The 15719-nt window shown below is 49.8% G+C and carries 14 protein-coding genes and 1 tRNA gene; 3 read left to right on the top strand and 12 right to left on the bottom strand.

Translation table 11 applies throughout. From position 1 onward, the window contains the following. Positions 1-2: 2 nt before the first annotated feature. Positions 3-743: a proteasome-type protease gene (locus CWI69_RS11180; RefSeq protein ID WP_126764374.1), complete on the bottom strand. Its 741-nt coding sequence runs from the start codon at positions 741-743 to the stop codon at positions 3-5. Positions 744-892: 149 nt separating this feature from the next. Here CWI69_RS11180 and CWI69_RS11175 point away from each other — a divergent pair, with 149 nt between their 5' ends. Together CWI69_RS11175 and CWI69_RS11170 are read left to right on the top strand one after the other, a co-directional pair. Further along, entirely contained in the window at positions 893-2344 is a 1452-nt protein-coding gene (locus CWI69_RS11175; RefSeq protein ID WP_126764372.1) for a circularly permuted type 2 ATP-grasp protein, read from the top strand. Between the two features lie 2 nt (positions 2345-2346). Further along, complete coding sequence (locus CWI69_RS11170) at positions 2347-3267, top strand: alpha-E domain-containing protein (RefSeq protein ID WP_126764370.1); 921 nt, start codon at positions 2347-2349, stop codon at positions 3265-3267. Between the two features lie 42 nt (positions 3268-3309). On the opposite strand, the gene CWI69_RS11165 is transcribed toward CWI69_RS11170, so the two are convergent. From CWI69_RS11165 to rpsU, 10 genes are all read right to left on the bottom strand, one after another. Continuing rightward, complete coding sequence (locus CWI69_RS11165) at positions 3310-4509, bottom strand: GGDEF domain-containing protein (RefSeq protein ID WP_126764369.1); 1200 nt, start codon at positions 4507-4509, stop codon at positions 3310-3312. A gap of 68 nt (positions 4510-4577) precedes the next feature. Continuing rightward, a complete protein-coding gene (locus CWI69_RS11160) occupies positions 4578-5360 on the bottom strand; it encodes a PhzF family phenazine biosynthesis protein (protein WP_126764367.1) in 783 nt (260 codons plus the stop codon). 17 nt (positions 5361-5377) lie between these two features. Beyond that, entirely contained in the window at positions 5378-6910 is a 1533-nt protein-coding gene (locus tag CWI69_RS11155) for a S10 family peptidase (RefSeq protein WP_241971106.1), read from the bottom strand. A 102-nt stretch (positions 6911-7012) separates the two neighbouring features. Then, positions 7013-7486, bottom strand: a complete 474-nt coding sequence (locus CWI69_RS11150) for a cytochrome c (RefSeq protein WP_126764365.1) — start codon at positions 7484-7486, stop codon at positions 7013-7015. Positions 7487-7661: 175 nt separating this feature from the next. Beyond that, positions 7662-7737: transfer RNA gene (locus tag CWI69_RS11145), tRNA-Ile, on the bottom strand. Positions 7738-7815: 78 nt separating this feature from the next. Then, complete coding sequence (locus tag CWI69_RS11140; RefSeq protein WP_241971105.1) at positions 7816-8610, bottom strand: amidohydrolase family protein; 795 nt, start codon at positions 8608-8610, stop codon at positions 7816-7818. Positions 8611-8758: 148 nt separating this feature from the next. Beyond that, complete coding sequence (gene rpoD / locus CWI69_RS11135; RefSeq protein ID WP_126764364.1) at positions 8759-10597, bottom strand: RNA polymerase sigma factor RpoD; 1839 nt, start codon at positions 10595-10597, stop codon at positions 8759-8761. Between the two features lie 113 nt (positions 10598-10710). Continuing rightward, a complete protein-coding gene (locus CWI69_RS11130) occupies positions 10711-11100 on the bottom strand; it encodes a DUF3192 domain-containing protein (RefSeq protein WP_126764362.1) in 390 nt (129 codons plus the stop codon). A 191-nt stretch (positions 11101-11291) separates the two neighbouring features. Next, positions 11292-13076 (bottom strand): DNA primase, encoded by a 1785-nt coding sequence (gene dnaG / locus CWI69_RS11125; RefSeq protein ID WP_126764361.1) that lies wholly within the window; start codon positions 13074-13076, stop codon positions 11292-11294. 188 nt (positions 13077-13264) lie between these two features. After that, positions 13265-13480, bottom strand: a complete 216-nt coding sequence (gene rpsU, locus CWI69_RS11120; protein WP_034733010.1) for a 30S ribosomal protein S21 — start codon at positions 13478-13480, stop codon at positions 13265-13267. Between the two features lie 427 nt (positions 13481-13907). Between rpsU and CWI69_RS11115 the strand changes: the two genes are divergently transcribed. Beyond that, entirely contained in the window at positions 13908-14555 is a 648-nt protein-coding gene (locus CWI69_RS11115) for a MarC family protein (RefSeq protein WP_126764359.1), read from the top strand. A gap of 25 nt (positions 14556-14580) precedes the next feature. Here the strand turns inward: CWI69_RS11115 and tgt are convergent, their stop codons facing one another. Then, the gene (tgt, locus tag CWI69_RS11110) at positions 14581-15696 is read right to left on the bottom strand and encodes a tRNA guanosine(34) transglycosylase Tgt (RefSeq protein ID WP_126764358.1); all 1116 of its coding nucleotides are present in this window, start codon (positions 15694-15696) and stop codon (positions 14581-14583) included. Positions 15697-15719 lie beyond the last annotated feature (23 nt).

Genomic DNA, 15719 nt, shown 5'->3' with positions numbered 1-15719 from the left:
ATTTACTCTTCTTTTTCCCAATCGAATCTTGGCAGGCCGGAAAAGGCCTGCCGCAGCCCTTCGTTCCACTGTTTCTGCATGGATTTGTACATGGGGCTGAAGGCGCGGTATTTATTGTGCCAAGGCTCGTCAATACTATCACCCGTGTAAATTGCCAGCTCAATAGGTAAGCCCACACTGATATTACTGCGCACGGTAGAGTCAAGGGATACCATGGCACAGCGAGCCGCGTCTTCCAGTGACGTATTAGGTGTAATAATACGATCCAGGATAGGTTTGCCGTATTTATTTTCGCCGATCTGTAAATACGGTGTGTCGTCAGACGCGCTGATATAATTGCCCTGTGGATAAATCATATAGATTTCGCAGGTTTTTCCGGCAATCTGGCCACCGAGGATAAAACTGGCCTCGGCGCTGGCATTACTTTTCTCCAAAGCTGGCGCATGTTGCTGCTGCTCTTTTTGACTCAGGTTGCCGATATAGCTGGCAACATCATACAAATGTTTACCCTTGCGCAGGTTAAATGGCGCTTCGGGATCTTCCAGATCTGAATTTATGGCGTTGAGAACCGATTGTGAGGTGGCCAGACTCCCTGCCGAAAGCAGTACTACAGTGCGTTCACCCGGCCATGTAAACCGGTGCATCTTGCTGTAGGTTGCCACATAGTCTACTCCTGCATTGGTGCGCGAATCAGACGCAAACACCAAGCCTTTATTAACACGGATTGCCAAACAATAGGTCACAACAAAACTCCAAAGAAAAACCAGCTGAGACTCAGCTTAAACTCCGCATATTCTCTATGTAAGTCGCGTGAAAAACAAACAGTTTTGCATTTTTACTGAAACTACCACTATCTTTATAGGAGGCAATCAAACAAAAAAGAGGACTGTGCATGACCATCCGTTGGGGTAGCTATAAAGTCACTAATTTGTACGATGAACTATTACGAGCCTCCGGCAAGCCAAGGGCTGCGGCGGAAATAATATGCGGTTATTTGCGCAGCCTCACAGATGATGATCTTGAAGAATTTAAGGTCGCCGCAGAGTCGGCCATCCATGTTATGGGCATCAGTTTTCGTGTTTATCACGAGGACGAAGGGTCTATCGACAGAGCCTGGCCCTTTGACATCATCCCCAGAATTATCGACAAGGAGGAATGGCAAAAAATCGAGTCAGGGCTGAAGCAACGTGTCAAAGCCCTGAATATGTTCATCGATGATCTCTACAACGATCAAAACATTGTCAAAGATGGAGTATTTCCTGCCGACCTGCTAAAAAAATCGAAGAACTTTTTACCTCAATGCAAAGGCGTTCATCCACCACTCGGAATATGGGCACATATTTGCGGCTCGGATTTGGTGAGAGATAACGACGGCACAGTTTACGTACTTGAGGATAACTTGCGGGTTCCTTCAGGGGTGTCGTACATGCTGGAAAACCGCAAGGTAATGAAGCGTGTATTCCCCGAGATGTTTGAACAATACAGTATTCTCCCCGTGGACGATTACCCTTCCCAGCTCTATGACATGTTATGTGAGCTGTCGCCCCGCGACATTGAGCAGCCAGAAATCGTCTTACTGACCCCCGGCATTTACAATTCCGCCTATTTTGAACACGCTTACCTCGCCCAGCAGATGGGCGCAGAGGTAGTCGAGGGGCGCGATATGTTTGTCGATGACGACGATATTGTCTACATGCGCACTATTGAGGGGCCGGCGCGGGTAGATGTGATTTATCGGCGGGTGGATGACCACTTTATCGATCCGGAAGCATTTAACCCGGATTCGTTACTCGGTGTTCCCGGTCTGATGCGAGCCTGGAAAGCAGGTAATGTTGCGCTTGCCAATGCGCCTGGGTCAGGGGTAGCCGATGACAAAGTGGTGTACGCCTTTGTCCCTGAAATCATTAAATATTATCTGAATGAAGAGCCCACCCTGCCTAACGTTCCTACCTATAAGTGTATTAACAAGGAAGAACGCGAGTATGTCATTGAAAATATACAGGACATGGTGGTCAAACCAGCCAATGAATCCGGCGGTGCCGGCATGCTTATCGGCCCCCATGCCAGTAAAGCAGAATGCGAGAAATTTAAACGACTGATTCGCCGTGACCCGCGTAATTATGTCGCCCAGCCAATGCTGATGCTTTCAACGGCGCCGACCTTAATTGAAAATAAAGCAGAACCCAGACATTTAGATTTACGCCCTTTTGTTTTAAGCGGTAAAGATATCCAAGTCACCACAGGCGGCTTAACGCGGGTGGCGTTGCGCAAGGGCTCTATTGTAGTCAACTCGTCTCAGGGTGGCGGCAGTAAGGATACCTGGATAGTGGATATGGAGGCTTAATCATGTTGTCACGAGTAGCAAGTAATATCTTCTGGATGGCCAGGTACCTCGAGCGCGCTGAAAATACTGCAAGGGTGATTAACGTTAACTCGCATTTGTTAATGGACTTACCTCGTACCGTAAAGCTTGGCTGGGAGCCGATTATAGATATCCTCTCGGTCAGAGAGGATTTCTATAATAACTATGAGGAAGCTGATGAACACAGTGTGGTCAAATATATGGTCACAGATAAAAACAACCCCAGCTCGATCATCAGCTCGCTTACCATGGCCCGGGAAAATGCCCGTACCATCCGGGAAATCATTCCTACAGAAACCTGGGAACAGATTAATTATTTATATTTATCGGCAATGAAAAACCGTCAGTCGATGCTTGGCAGACGCCACCGTTACGAAGCTCTCAGCGATGTCATTCGCTCGAATCAAACCATTACTGGTATGTTATCCGGCACCATGACACACGATGAAGGCTACGCCTTTTTGCGCATCGGTCGCAATCTTGAGCGCGGGGATATGACCACCCGTATCATCGATGTGCGCTCGGCGACGTTATTACCTGAACTTGATTATGAGCAGCCGGCGTTTGAAAACATCCAATGGATGGGCGTGCTTAAGTCCATGTCGGGGTATCAAATGTACCGGCGTGAAATGCGCCTGCGTATCACCCGCGCGGACGTGCTGAAATTCCTGCTACAGCAATCTCGTTTTCCGCGTTCACTGATGCATACGCTGAATCAGGTGAAGACGCTGCTGCAGGAGCTACCGCATCATGAAAGTGCGATAGTACCCATTGATAAGCTGCAAAAGAAGCTGCTGAAAGCAAAACCGCAGTCCTTAAAACAGGAGAGTCTGCACGAGTTCATCGATGAAATGCAGCTGGGCTTGATCAAGATCGCAGAGGAGATCAGCGAGACTTATTTCTAACCTTTGCTACAAATGATGTCAGAATAATCGCATGAGCTCGCCTCATGCGATTCCCTCCTGACTCATCATCACCCGGTTTCTGCCCTCGTGCTTTCCGGCGTACAGCATTTTATCGGCGCGGGTGATAAGTGCGTCGAGATCAACATCTTCGGCCTGCGCTACAGCAATACCGATGGTGACACTCATAACAAGCTCACCCATTTCCTCAGTTAACGGCAGAGTAGCAACATTCTTTTTCAAACGTTCTGCCACAATTTGGGCGTCCGTGGGACTGGTGTGGGGCAGCGCCACCATAAATTCTTCACCACCAAAACGCCCTATCACGTCTGTGGGACGCAAAGATTGTACACACGCCTCGGCGATCTTAGTCAAGATCCAATCACCGCGAGTATGACCCCAGGTATCATTAATGCTCTTAAAATGATCCACATCGATCATGAACAGACAGAACGGCGCGTTTTCCAACCGCGAACGTTTGAGCAAGACTTCTGCCCGTTTCATGAAGTGGCTTCGACTATCTAACCCTGTCAAAGCATCCCGTTCAGCAACTATGCGTAATTGTGCTTCGAGTGATTTTCGATGTGCTATTTCCTTGTGCAGTTGATTATTCTGATCCCGTTCTTCGTGAAGTAGCGCAAATTGCTTACGCTGCAGAAACTCAATCCGTAATAAAGCACAGTAGCCTACGATATTCGCCATAATTAACAGCAGTGCGATCCGCAGCAAATCCGCTGGCGAAATTCCGGTAAAAGCCATCGCAGCCGTCAAAAAGCCAACACTCAAATAAATACACGCCACCGCCGCGACCGTAAGCAGATTGGGGATCAGGATATAAAACGCCATGATTGCGACCACCACCGCAGTGATCTGGGTGGACAGACTATCCGGACGTAATGGCACAATTAAAATAATTCCCGTCGCAACGATCCATAGCGGCAAACCATGCAACCAGAGGTTACGCGAGTAACCTCCCCAGCGCCCGAGAGTGAAGGCCAGCAGCAGGCAAAGGCTGATCACCGAAATACGCATGGTCAGTAACAGAAAGTATTCGCGGCTTAACCCGAGTAGGCTGTAATCGGTGATGGTGAACATGGCGAAGACAAGTGCCACCAGTACCAGGGCAAGGCGGGATTCAAACCTTACCCTTTTCTGAATTGAACTGCGATACCGCAGTTCTTTTCCAGCATCGCAAAACTGACCGGTCAACGAGTGAACGTCATATTGTTTTTCTTGTGGTGACAAAGTCCCAGTTTCCTTTATAAAACGCTAATCGTGCCGTTTGCGCAATGCTTGGCTATTTGTTGCAGGCTTTATGCTACCTGAATCTCAGCGGTCATGAAATCTGCACAACGACCTATCAGAACGACGCGATCGCCTTTGATCTCACACTCGATCCTGCCGCCCCGCCGGGACAGCTGATCGGCGACCAACTGGTTTTGTCCAAGTTGCTTTGCCCAGTACGGCGCGAGCTCACAATGGGCCGACCCGGTAACGGGATCTTCATCGACCCGCAGTTTAGGGAAAAAGCACCGGCTGACGAAATCCACTTGCTTTCCGGGTGCGGTGGCGACAACCCCCCGTAACCCTAACTCCTTCAGTTTTGCAAAGTCAGGGGATAACGATTGAATCTCGTCTTCTGAAGCGTAAACGGCGACGTAATCAAACGCGGCAAGTATCTGCTGCGGTTGCTTGCCCAGTCCGTCAATAAGCTGTTGGGGGGCGTCTGTTGCGCCTGGCAGGGTCGCCGGAAAATCCATCGCATACCCCTCCCCGCTGCGACTCACCCGCAGCTCTCCACTTCGTGTCTGGAAGGTGATTTCGGGTTTGCTATAGGAAAGGTGAGTAAAGATGACATGAGCGGTCGCCAGGGTTGCGTGACCACACAAGGCCACTTCTTCTACCGGAGTAAACCAGCGCAGCTCAAACACATCACCTGTGGCGACAAAAAATGCCGTCTCGGAAAGGTTATTTTCCTCAGCAATTGCTTGCAACATAGCGTCATCAAGCCAGGCGTCCAGGGGACAAACCGCAGCCGGATTCCCCCCAAAAACATGCTCACTGAAAGCATCCACCTGAAACATCTTTAACTTCATTTAACTACCTCACGTACTTAATCAGATGTAGCCGTTTGCGCCTCGATAAACGCGCGCGTGTCTTGCAGCAATGCTTTGCGCGCAGGCTCATGCACATACATCATGTGACCGCCGTGATAGTAGTGATAAATAATATCTTCGCGGGCAATGCCGTGGCGATTCAGGGTGTACTCAGCATCGAAAAACGGTGTAACCAGATCGTAATAGCCTGAACCCACCATTACTTTCAACATTGGATTGCTGCGCAGCACAGCAGCCAAATCAGGCGCAGTATTTACGTAGTGCGGCTCCCACGAACGGCCTTCCGGCATTGGGCTCCAGCGCCACTTACCTGACAGCTCAGGATCCGATGGATTGAGATACTTACGGTTCCAGTCAATACCTAAGTCATTCGCCATGTAATGCATCAGCGCCGCTTTGTAAGCAGGTGAAATTACACGCGCCGCGTCGCCTTCAGGTCGTGCTGCCACATCATCGCGTTCGTCCAGGGTATAACGGCTGTCGAGCAGGCCAACTGCGATACCGTCATCGCGGCGCAGTTCTTTGGCAAAACGAAAGGCATTAATGCGCAAATCGACGCGCTCAATGTATTCTTTGCTCAAGCCGGTAAAGCGTTGCAGTTCACTCACTAATTCCGCGCGCTTATCGTCGCTCAGCAGGTTGCCCTGGAACAAGGCCGGCAACAGTTCCTGTGTCGCGAATTCCCGGCTGTCCTGAATGAAGGCTTCGAAATCGCCCGAGTTATCCACTTTGCCGTGATACCAAGCGGTCGCCGCCATGGTTGGCACATAAGTAATGTAAGAAATGATATTGTCATCAACGTAAGGTGTAGAGCCCTGATAATCCAGTGCTTGCGAGACAAACACGATGCCGTTGACGTTGATCACGTAGTCATCGAGCAACACCTTAGCCACGGCCGCAGCACGCGTAGTGCCAAAGCTTTCGCCCATCAGGATAACCGGCGAGTTCCAACGCTTATTAGCGGTCAGCCACTCGGCAATGAAAGCTGCCATTGAATCGGCATCTTCAGTCAGACCCCAAAAATCTTCCTTTTTACCTTTACCGATAGCGCGGGAAAAGCCTGTGCCTACAGGGTCGATAAACACCATGTCGGTGACATCAAGAATGGTTTCGGGTGCATCTTTAAGCGTATAGGGCGCAACGCCCGGATGCTCTGCATCGCTGGGTACCACGATACGCTTGGGGCCATAGCCTCCCATGTGTAACCAGGTCGACGATGAGCCTGGTCCACCGTTCCAGATAAAGGCGACCGGGCGATTTTTATCGCTGTCCACCACATAATCGAACGAGAAAATCGCCGCCGTTGGCTCGCCTTCGCCATTGCGGATATAAGTTTCACCGGCGTCGACCCTATAGCTCAGGCGCTCGCCATTAAAGGTACCTTTGTGCTCCGAGCGAAAGCGCGTCGGCGCCGGCACTGGCTGCTCGGCTTGCTCTGCTGTTGTGCTGGGCTCGGCCGGTTGTGCTGAAACGCTGGCTGGCAACGCCACCAACATTAAAAGAGATAAAAACGCTAAGTAGTTGCTCATTGATTTCACGGTCTTTCTTCCTATCAGGGTGATTTACGCAGATTACCACAAATAGGAAAAGCAAAGCGATGCATGTCTTAGCGATTCAAAACTGTACCAAGACTATTTTTCCTGGTCTGCTAAGCCACTAAAACGATCAGATACGTAGCGGCTATGGCAGGCAATGCAACTATCTGTCATCTCGTTATAAAGTTCGTATTGTTTTTGCGTATGTTTTTGCTCAGCCGCATCAGCAAGTGACGCTGCCAACTGGTGAAATTCTTTATCCAGTTTCACAAATCCCTCCGGAACAGCTGACATCAAATCTTTTTTATCTTGTTCCGTAAGCGATTGCTTCAGAATAAAACTGTCATGTATTTGCTGAGCCTGGCTGGCTACCTCATCATGTTGCCCGGTTACCATTGCCACATGAATCGCTGCCATCGCCGATTGAATCGCGCGCATCTCTTGTTGCAAGACCCGGCTTAACTTATCGGTTAGCTTCGGCGTAACTGGCTCGGCCGCCAGTGTACTTAGAGAAAATGCCACTACTGCAAGAGTCAGCGCGAGTAACGTTGCCTTTTCACTTAGTTTCATAATAGATCCTTTATTTTTGTCGCTGTGTCAGTTCAATTAACTACCACGAAAATAAACGGCCGGAGGTCTGGTTTCCGGCGGCATCAGGTCACTATATTACCGTTTAAACACAGCTACAGTTTTGACAGTTTCACAAGGGAAACGCAATAACCTTTTTCGAAGGATTAGTCTTAGATGGTGGCCCCTCCCAGATTTGAACTGGGGACCAACCGATTATGAGTCGGCTGCTCTAACCACTGAGCTAAGGGGCCATTACAGATAGGAATTGAAAAAGCGGGCGCAAGTATATGCAATTTCGGCCCGCTTGTCATGACCCCGAAGGGCTGTTTTTACAGTTTAATATTGTAGAATTCGGCAGCGTTGCGCGCGAACACTTTGTCGATGGCGTCTTCACTGTCGAGTGCGCCAGCAACAATGGATATGTCGGTTTTGTTAAACGGACGTTCTGCGCGGTTTGACGGCAAGTCGGTACCGAACATCAGACAATCTGGGTTGGTCTCATAGAGCTTCTTCACGGCTTCGCTAACATCCACTTCGGTGCGACCAAAACCGCTGGCTTTAATGTGTACGCCAGCGTCTGCAAGTTTACGCACTTGCGACAAGCCTGAACGTGCCATACCCAAATGGTCGACCGATGCTTTTGGCAGCTTGATTAACTTGGGGATGATTTCATCAAGCTCACGGCTGTCGACGTACATTTCGAGATGCCAGCCGGCAAGATCCCATATGCGCATACCGAAATCGACTAAGTTATCCAGGCCACTGACCACGCCACGCTTCAGGTTTACGCGTACACCGCGCACACCGCTGTCACGTAACGACAGAATTTTTTCGTCAGAGACGGTACTAGGTAAGTTGGTGATACCAACGAACTGTTCGCCTAGCTTCTCCAGCGCAGGCTTAAGGTATTTTTGATCAAAGCCCTGCGACGAGCCTGACACCACGACGCCACCCACGATAGGCAAGTCGCGTGTGCGGTGTTTGTAATCTTCCACCGAAAACGGTGGAGGCAAAAATCCCTGATTCTCAATCAACGGGTAGGCATCATTGTAAATATGCAAATGCGCATCGATAATTCGACCCGGTTGTGGGGTATCAGTGACTTTCTGATCCATTGCTGTCATAAGGTATCCTTTTCAGCGAAGTTAGCCTCACCTTAACAAATTTAGTGGCAAATTTCACATAAGCCGCGTTTATACTCGCTACAAAAAAGCCCCTGAGCGCGAGGCTTCAAGGGCTTTCGAAGGAGTAAGCACTCACCTTTCGGCTCGCTTACTCGTCAAGAAACGACTTCAGTTGCTCAGAACGGCTAGGGTGACGCAACTTGCGTAGTGCCTTAGCTTCGATCTGACGAATTCGTTCACGGGTTACATCGAACTGCTTGCCCACCTCTTCCAAGGTATGGTCGGTATTCATATCAATACCAAAACGCATGCGCAACACTTTCGCTTCACGCTGAGTCAAACCACCAAGCACTTCACGAACCGAGTTACGTAAACTTTCCGAAGTAGCAGAATCCACCGGTAAATCGAGGGTAGTATCCTCGATGAAATCACCAAGATGCGAATCTTCATCATCACCAATAGGTGTTTCCATGGAGATTGGCTCTTTGGCAATCTTCAGTACCTTACGGATTTTGTCCTCAGGCATTACCATACGCTCAGCCAACTCTTCCGGCGACGGTTCCCGTCCCATTTCTTGCAGCATCTGCCGCGAAATGCGGTTGAGTTTGTTGATCGTCTCGATCATGTGCACAGGAATACGGATGGTCCGCGCCTGGTCAGCAATCGAGCGGGTGATCGCCTGGCGAATCCACCAGGTTGCATAGGTCGAAAATTTATAGCCGCGACGGTATTCAAATTTGTCGACAGCTTTCATCAAGCCGATGTTACCTTCCTGAATCAAGTCCAGGAACTGCAGACCACGGTTGGTGTATTTTTTCGCGATGGAAATAACCAGACGTAAGTTCGCTTCGACCATTTCTTTTTTCGCGCGACGTGCTTTGGCTTCACCAATCGACATGCGACGGTTGATGTCCTTCACTTTCGCGATGGTCAATCCGGTTTCGACTTCAACTTCTGACAGTTTAGCAATGCAACGCTCAAGTTCAGGACGCATGCTTTCCAGCGCATCAGAGTAGCCTGCACCATTTTCAATCGCTGCGTCGAGCCACGCCACGCTGTTTTCGTTACCGGCAAAAGCTTTCATGAATGCGCGTTTTGGCATTTGTGCCTGTTCGACACTCATCTTCATGATCAAGCGCTCTTGCACACGCACCCGATGCATCATGTCACGCATGTCTTTAACCAAGCGGTCAAATTGCTTTGGCACCAGCCGGAACTGTTTAAACAAATCGCTTAAGGCATCGATTTCTTTACGAGCTTTGCTGTCGTCACGACCGTGCTTGCTGATGGCTTTACGGGTCTTTTCGTACTGCGCACGCAACTCGCCAAATTTCTGGCGGGCAAACTCCGGATCAATACCGCCTTCGTTGGCATCATCATCGTCGTCATCGTCGTCGTCATCATCGTCTTCGTCTTCCAGCTCTTCTTTTGAGAGCTCAGAACCGATGTGAGTTGCGGCGACAGGGGCTTCATCCACTTCATTAGGATCGATAAAGCCTGAAATGATGTCGGTTAAGCGCATCTCTTCAGCTTCACATTGATCCCATTGATCAAGTAAAAAGTTAATCGCTTCGGGATATTCAGCAACTGAGCACTGGACCTGGTTGATGCCTTCCTCGATGCGTTTGGCGATATCGATTTCGCCTTCACGAGTCAGCAACTCCACTGTGCCCATTTCGCGCATGTACATGCGCACCGGGTCGGTGGTACGGCCAAGTTCACCATCAACGCTGGCAAGCGCTTGAGCTGCTGCTTCCGCGGCATCTTCATCGGCGGTGTCTTCGCTCATCATCAAGTCATCGGCATCCGGTGCGTTTTCAAACACCTTGATACCCATGTCATTGATCATGGCAATAATATCTTCGATTTGATCGGAATCTACAATCTCAGAAGGTAAATGATCGTTGACCTCAGCAAAAGTCAGGTAACCCTGTTCTTTTCCTTTGGCAATAAGAATTCTGAGTTGCGATTGACGACTCTGCTGCATACAGATCTACCACCTGTGATTTCAAATGGATAAATAAAAACCGGTCTTAAACGGAAAATCAAATTCAAGACCGGAAATTGTAGCAGATTATGCAGTTTTGAGCCAGAAATTAATCAGTAGCTTTGTGGGATCCGGCTCATAGCCAGCTCGCCTGTACCGACCAACACACCGTCTTTAAAAACCAGCGGTGTGCACTCGTCTTTGGTGGTATTACCGTCGGCTTCAACACGGTGGGTGCGATAGTAGAGAACATCGTAACGCACGCCATCCACGGTGGTACGATTGGCAAACTCTGGCGTGCCCATGGTTTCGCGCACATAGGTCACGGTGGCACTATCACTTAGAGCGGAAATCATACGACGGTTTTCTGCCTCCTGCTTGCGGAAGTCGCTGCTTGAGTAACCATCGCCATGCTCACCGTCGGCAACTATGATACAGCCCTGCAAGCCGGTGCTAACAAGGACAATCCAGGCAGCGGCCGCTGCACCTTTAACTCTGTTCATTATTTTCTCCCTAACAATACGTTATATGTTCTATTTAAATGGCTAAGCGGTGAGATTATTGCAAGGATAGTGCCAACTTGGGCGGATTTTTATAGTTGATACTTTTCAATGACTTACGATGCGAGTTAAGACCGGTTAGTGCGCTCGCAACGGCCGGATTAGCGAAAACGACAAAGCTTTCGCCGATTCCACTAACTTCTTTGCTTACCTTGCCCACTGTCATCGCCACCCGTGTTCTTTTGCGCCCGGTGCTGCATCAGCGCCATATACTCTTTCTTTTCGGCATGGGTTAGCGGTGCTACACGTTCTTTAGCAAGTAATTCATTGGCGCGCTGCTCGACAAACAAATCAATAAAATACAAGAAGGTGTCGAAGAACTCCTGACTGATTTTATCCTGGTCGAGATGGTGTTCCCAGGTGACGAGCTGGCGTAACAGCTTTTCTTCCCGGGTGCCTCGCCAAAGTTCGAGTAACTGAGCCGAGGTAAGATTCTGTTCCCGTGCTTGTTTATGCAGCTGCATAAACACCTGAATACCGGGCACTTTAAGTTGTCCAAGCGCGTCATGCACAGGCACTTCCTGAGCCAGTTGCGGGTATTGCAGCAGTAAAGCTATAGCGCGGCGCATTGGGGTGATTTTCAGCTCTTCACGTTTAACGCCCGTCGCTGGAGCTTGTTTGACCTGCGCCGCAACCTGAGAAACTTCGCGCCTTAGCAGGCGGGCCAACTCTGCCAGTAAGGCTTCGCGGTAATAGTCACTGGCGATGCGCTCAATAAGTGGTTTCGCCTGGCTCAATAGTGCCGCCCGACCGCTGTCAGATGCGAGATCAAGCTGCTCTGACAAGTGGCTGAAAAAATAGCTGGTGAAACTCTGCGCTTGTCCAAGCCGGGCGGTAAAAGCATCAGCGCCCTCTTTACGTACGAGCGTGTCGGGGTCTTCCCCATCCGGTAAGAACAGAAAGCTTAGTTCCAGGCCGTCAGTCAGTAAGGGCAAGGCGTTTTCCAAAGCACGCCAGGCGGCATCGCGGCCGGCGCGGTCACCATCGTAGCAACACACCACTTTGCGCGTCGCCCGAAACAACATCTGCAATTGATCCGTAGTGGTCGCGGTACCTAACGAGGCCACGGCAAAATCGATGCCGGCCTGCGCCAACGCCACCACGTCCATGTAGCCTTCAACAATGACGACCTGTTCGATCTGGCGGTGGGCTTGTTTTACCTCATAAAAACCATAAAGCTCGCGGCCCTTATGAAAGACCCGGGTTTCCGGCGAGTTAAGATACTTGGGCCCGTCACCCTCGAGAATACGTCCGCCAAAACCAACCACCCGGCCACGACGATCACGGATCGGAAACATGATGCGGTCGCGGAAAAAGTCGTAATAACGACCATTATCGTTGCGATTGACTAACTTCAGATCGACAAGCTGATCCTTTGATCGCTGATCCTTGCTTAAGGCCTTAAGCAATTCATCCCAGCCGTCCGGAGCATAACCAATTTGAAATGCTTTGACGATTTCGCCACTTAAACCACGCCCCTTCAGGTATTCAATCACCTTAGGTGCGTTGGGATGGCGACGCAGTTGGTGAGCAAAGAACTTAGCTGCGTGTTCCATCTGTTGGTAGTCATCGGCGGCCTGTTGCCGTTTGCGCGCCTCAGCCTGCGGGTTAACGGAGGTTTCCCGCGGTACTTCCATCCCCAACAAAGCAGCTAATTCTTCCACTGCGTCGGGAAATTCCAGACCGTCATAACGCATCAGAAAATCAATGGCATTACCGTGCTCACCGCAGCCGAAACAATGAAAAAACTGTTTATCCGGCGCAACGGTAAAACTCGGCGACTTCTCGTTATGAAAGGGACAGCAGGCTTGATAATTACGGCCTGCTTTTTTTAACGGTACACGGCTATCCACAACTTCAACCACGTCTGCGCGGTCAAGGAGATCGTGAATAAAACTTTTAGGTATTAAGCCTGCCATGGATTTTGTGTTCCGTTCGTCGAGACGCCGATAAAGTAAATGGATTGTACTTGCTTAAGTCGAACTTGCAAAAGCCCAAATGAAAAAGCCGGACCACGTTTCCGTGCTCCGGCCTTCGAATAGTTACTGAACACTCCAGCAACCAGTCGCGACGTAAAAGCTAGCGACCCTCTGTGCTAAGCGCTGGCTTAGTACAGACGAGTGCGACGCGCGTTTTCGCGCGATAATTTCTTCGCGTGACGTTTTACGGCTGCAGCTTTCTTGCGCTTACGCTCTGAAGTTGGCTTTTCGTAGAATTCACGACGACGCACTTCTGAAAGTACACCGGCTTTTTCGCAAGAACGCTTGAAACGGCGTAATGCAACGTCAAACGGTTCGTTTTCTTTTACTTTAACAACTGGCATTAAAATCTCACCTCAATGAAAATTCTGTTGTTGGGTTATCAACATTGGTCATTTATTGACCATGACGAATAAAAATGGTGCTGAATTGTAGCGAGTTCAGATCCTGATGTAAAGCCTGCGATCAATTTAATTGATAGGGAAATAATGCCGAAGTTAGCTTAGGTGGAAGCGGTGACGCATGGTATCAGGCTGGTCAACGAGAGTTCCATGCGTTTGAACCACCGCTTCCTATTCAGAGAACAGTCAGGGGAAGATTATTCGTACAAAAATAGCGCCATCCTTTGTTTTATTTTTGTAAGGAATATTATGACATAGTATTGCGCCAACCTGTGTCGCATCAACTATTTTTGTGCATTTATTTGACTTTTTCCGCTACGATTTTTAAAAGTTGATACAATACGCCAACTTATGCGCAGGGATTCCTACTATGCTTGATACCTTTTTATTCCAGTTTACTTCGCTGTTCACCATGATAAACCCGATCGCAGCTATCCCTATTTATATCGCGCTGACCGAGGCAATGACGCCAAAAGCCGCGCGCTGGGTGGCAATGCGCGCAGCCGTAACGGCTTTTATTGCTTTGGCGGTTTTCGCCCTATTGGGTGAGGTTATCTTCAGCTTCTTTAACATTTCCGTGAATGGTCTGCGGGTCGCCGGCGGTATCCTGTTCTTCGTGATGGGTTTTGAAATGCTGCGCGGACGCACAGTCCCGAAACGGGTTGACGGCGAAACCGATGGTGACTTTGGCTCGGATGTCGCGGTGACCCCCATTGGGATTCCGATGATTGCCGGACCCGGTGCCATCACCATGGTGATCCTGATGATTCAGGAAGGCAAAGCGACAGCTACGCCGACCATGGCAACCATCAGTCTGTTCGTCGCGATTTTCGTGGTCTGCTTACTGACTGCTGTAGTGCTCGCCAGTGGCCGGCAGATGTTAGCCAAGCTTGGCCGTAGCGGAAGTAAAATTCTTATGCGCCTGATGGGCTTAATTGTCATGCTGATTGCTGTGGAGTTCTTCTTCGCTGGAATCAAACCTTACATTATCGATATCGCCACCTCGATCCCTGCCTAAGCGCAGGGACCGGGGCTTGATAAGATTAATCCAAAGCTGGCACATCTAAACCACGTTTGGCATAAAACTCTGCGACATGCTCATCAAGTCGATCCGCTTCTATCGCATCCCGCAGATCCTGCATAACCTTCTGATAGAAATGCAAATTGTGGATGGTATTTAATCGTCCCCCGAGCATTTCGTTGGAGCGATCAAGGTGGTGCAGGTACGCTCGTGAATAATTCTGGCACGTGTAGCAATCACACTCAGGATCTAATGGTCCGGTGTCGGTGCGATGTACTGCGTTACGAATTTTCACAACGCCGCTACTGACAAACAAATGGCCATTGCGCGCATTACGGGTCGGCATCACACAATCGAACATATCGACACCGCGCCGCACTGCTTCGACTAAATCTTCTGGCTTACCCACCCCCATCAAATAGCGGGGTTTATCGATTGGCATTTGCGGCGCAATATGATCAAGCACACGCATCATGTCCTCTTTCGGTTCGCCAACGGAAAGTCCACCAATGGCATAACCGTCAAAGCCGATATCCGTCAACCCTTCGAGAGAAATGGTGCGCAGCTCTTCGTACATGCCGCCCTGGATAATACCAAACAATGCCGCCGGGTTGTCGCCATGAGCTGTCTTCGAGCGTTCAGCCCAGCGCAACGAAAGCTCCATGGAGCTGCGTGCTTCGGCCTGCGTCGCCGGGTAAGGCGTACACTCGTCAAAAATCATCACGATATCGGACCCCAGATCGCGTTGCACCTCCATCGATTTTTCCGGGGTCAGCAAAATCTTCTCGCCGTTGATGGGCGAACGAAAGGTCGCGCCCTCTTCGGTAATCTTGCGTAACTCACCAAGGCTAAACACCTGGAAACCGCCGGAATCCGTGAGAATCGGTTTGTCCCAATTCATGAAATCGTGCAAATCGCCATGTTGCTTGATGATTTGCGTGCCGGGACGCAGCATTAAATGAAAGGTATTGCCCAGACAGATGTGCGCACCCGTTGCCTTCACCTCTTCTGGGGTCATGCCCTTTACGGTGCCCGCAGTTCCTACTGGCATAAAAGCTGGTGTTTCGACCACGCCGCGGTCAAAAGTCATACGCCCGCGGCGGGCTTTGCCGCAGGTAGAAAGTAATTCAAACTTCATTTCATCACCGTTCGGTTAAATCA

The organism is Pseudidiomarina halophila, from assembly GCF_003987215.1.
In the GTDB taxonomy this organism is placed as follows: domain Bacteria; phylum Pseudomonadota; class Gammaproteobacteria; order Enterobacterales; family Alteromonadaceae; genus Pseudidiomarina; species Pseudidiomarina halophila.
Note: the sequence above shows the minus strand (reverse complement) of the source record. Positions and strands in the feature narration are given on the sequence as shown.

Bases quoted from the DNA above. Each gene is read 5' to 3' on its own strand.
- CWI69_RS11175 (WP_126764372.1), top strand. From the start codon at position 893: ATGACCATCCGTTGGGGTAGCTATAAAGTCACTAATTTGTACGATGAA.
- rpsU (WP_034733010.1), bottom strand. From the start codon at position 13,480: ATGCCAGTTGTTAAAGTAAAAGAAAACGAACCGTTTGACGTTGCATTA.
- CWI69_RS11150 (WP_126764365.1), bottom strand. From the start codon at position 7,486: ATGAAACTAAGTGAAAAGGCAACGTTACTCGCGCTGACTCTTGCAGTA.
- dnaG (WP_126764361.1), bottom strand. From the start codon at position 13,076: ATGGCAGGCTTAATACCTAAAAGTTTTATTCACGATCTCCTTGACCGC.
- CWI69_RS11170 (WP_126764370.1), top strand. From the start codon at position 2,347: ATGTTGTCACGAGTAGCAAGTAATATCTTCTGGATGGCCAGGTACCTC.
- CWI69_RS11130 (WP_126764362.1), bottom strand. From the start codon at position 11,100: ATGAACAGAGTTAAAGGTGCAGCGGCCGCTGCCTGGATTGTCCTTGTT.
- CWI69_RS11140 (WP_241971105.1), bottom strand. From the start codon at position 8,610: ATGACAGCAATGGATCAGAAAGTCACTGATACCCCACAACCGGGTCGA.
- CWI69_RS11160 (WP_126764367.1), bottom strand. From the start codon at position 5,360: ATGAAGTTAAAGATGTTTCAGGTGGATGCTTTCAGTGAGCATGTTTTT.
- CWI69_RS11115 (WP_126764359.1), top strand. From the start codon at position 13,908: ATGCTTGATACCTTTTTATTCCAGTTTACTTCGCTGTTCACCATGATA.
- tgt (WP_126764358.1), bottom strand. From the start codon at position 15,696: ATGAAGTTTGAATTACTTTCTACCTGCGGCAAAGCCCGCCGCGGGCGT.
- CWI69_RS11155 (WP_241971106.1), bottom strand. From the start codon at position 6,910: ATGAGCAACTACTTAGCGTTTTTATCTCTTTTAATGTTGGTGGCGTTG.
- rpoD (WP_126764364.1), bottom strand. From the start codon at position 10,597: ATGCAGCAGAGTCGTCAATCGCAACTCAGAATTCTTATTGCCAAAGGA.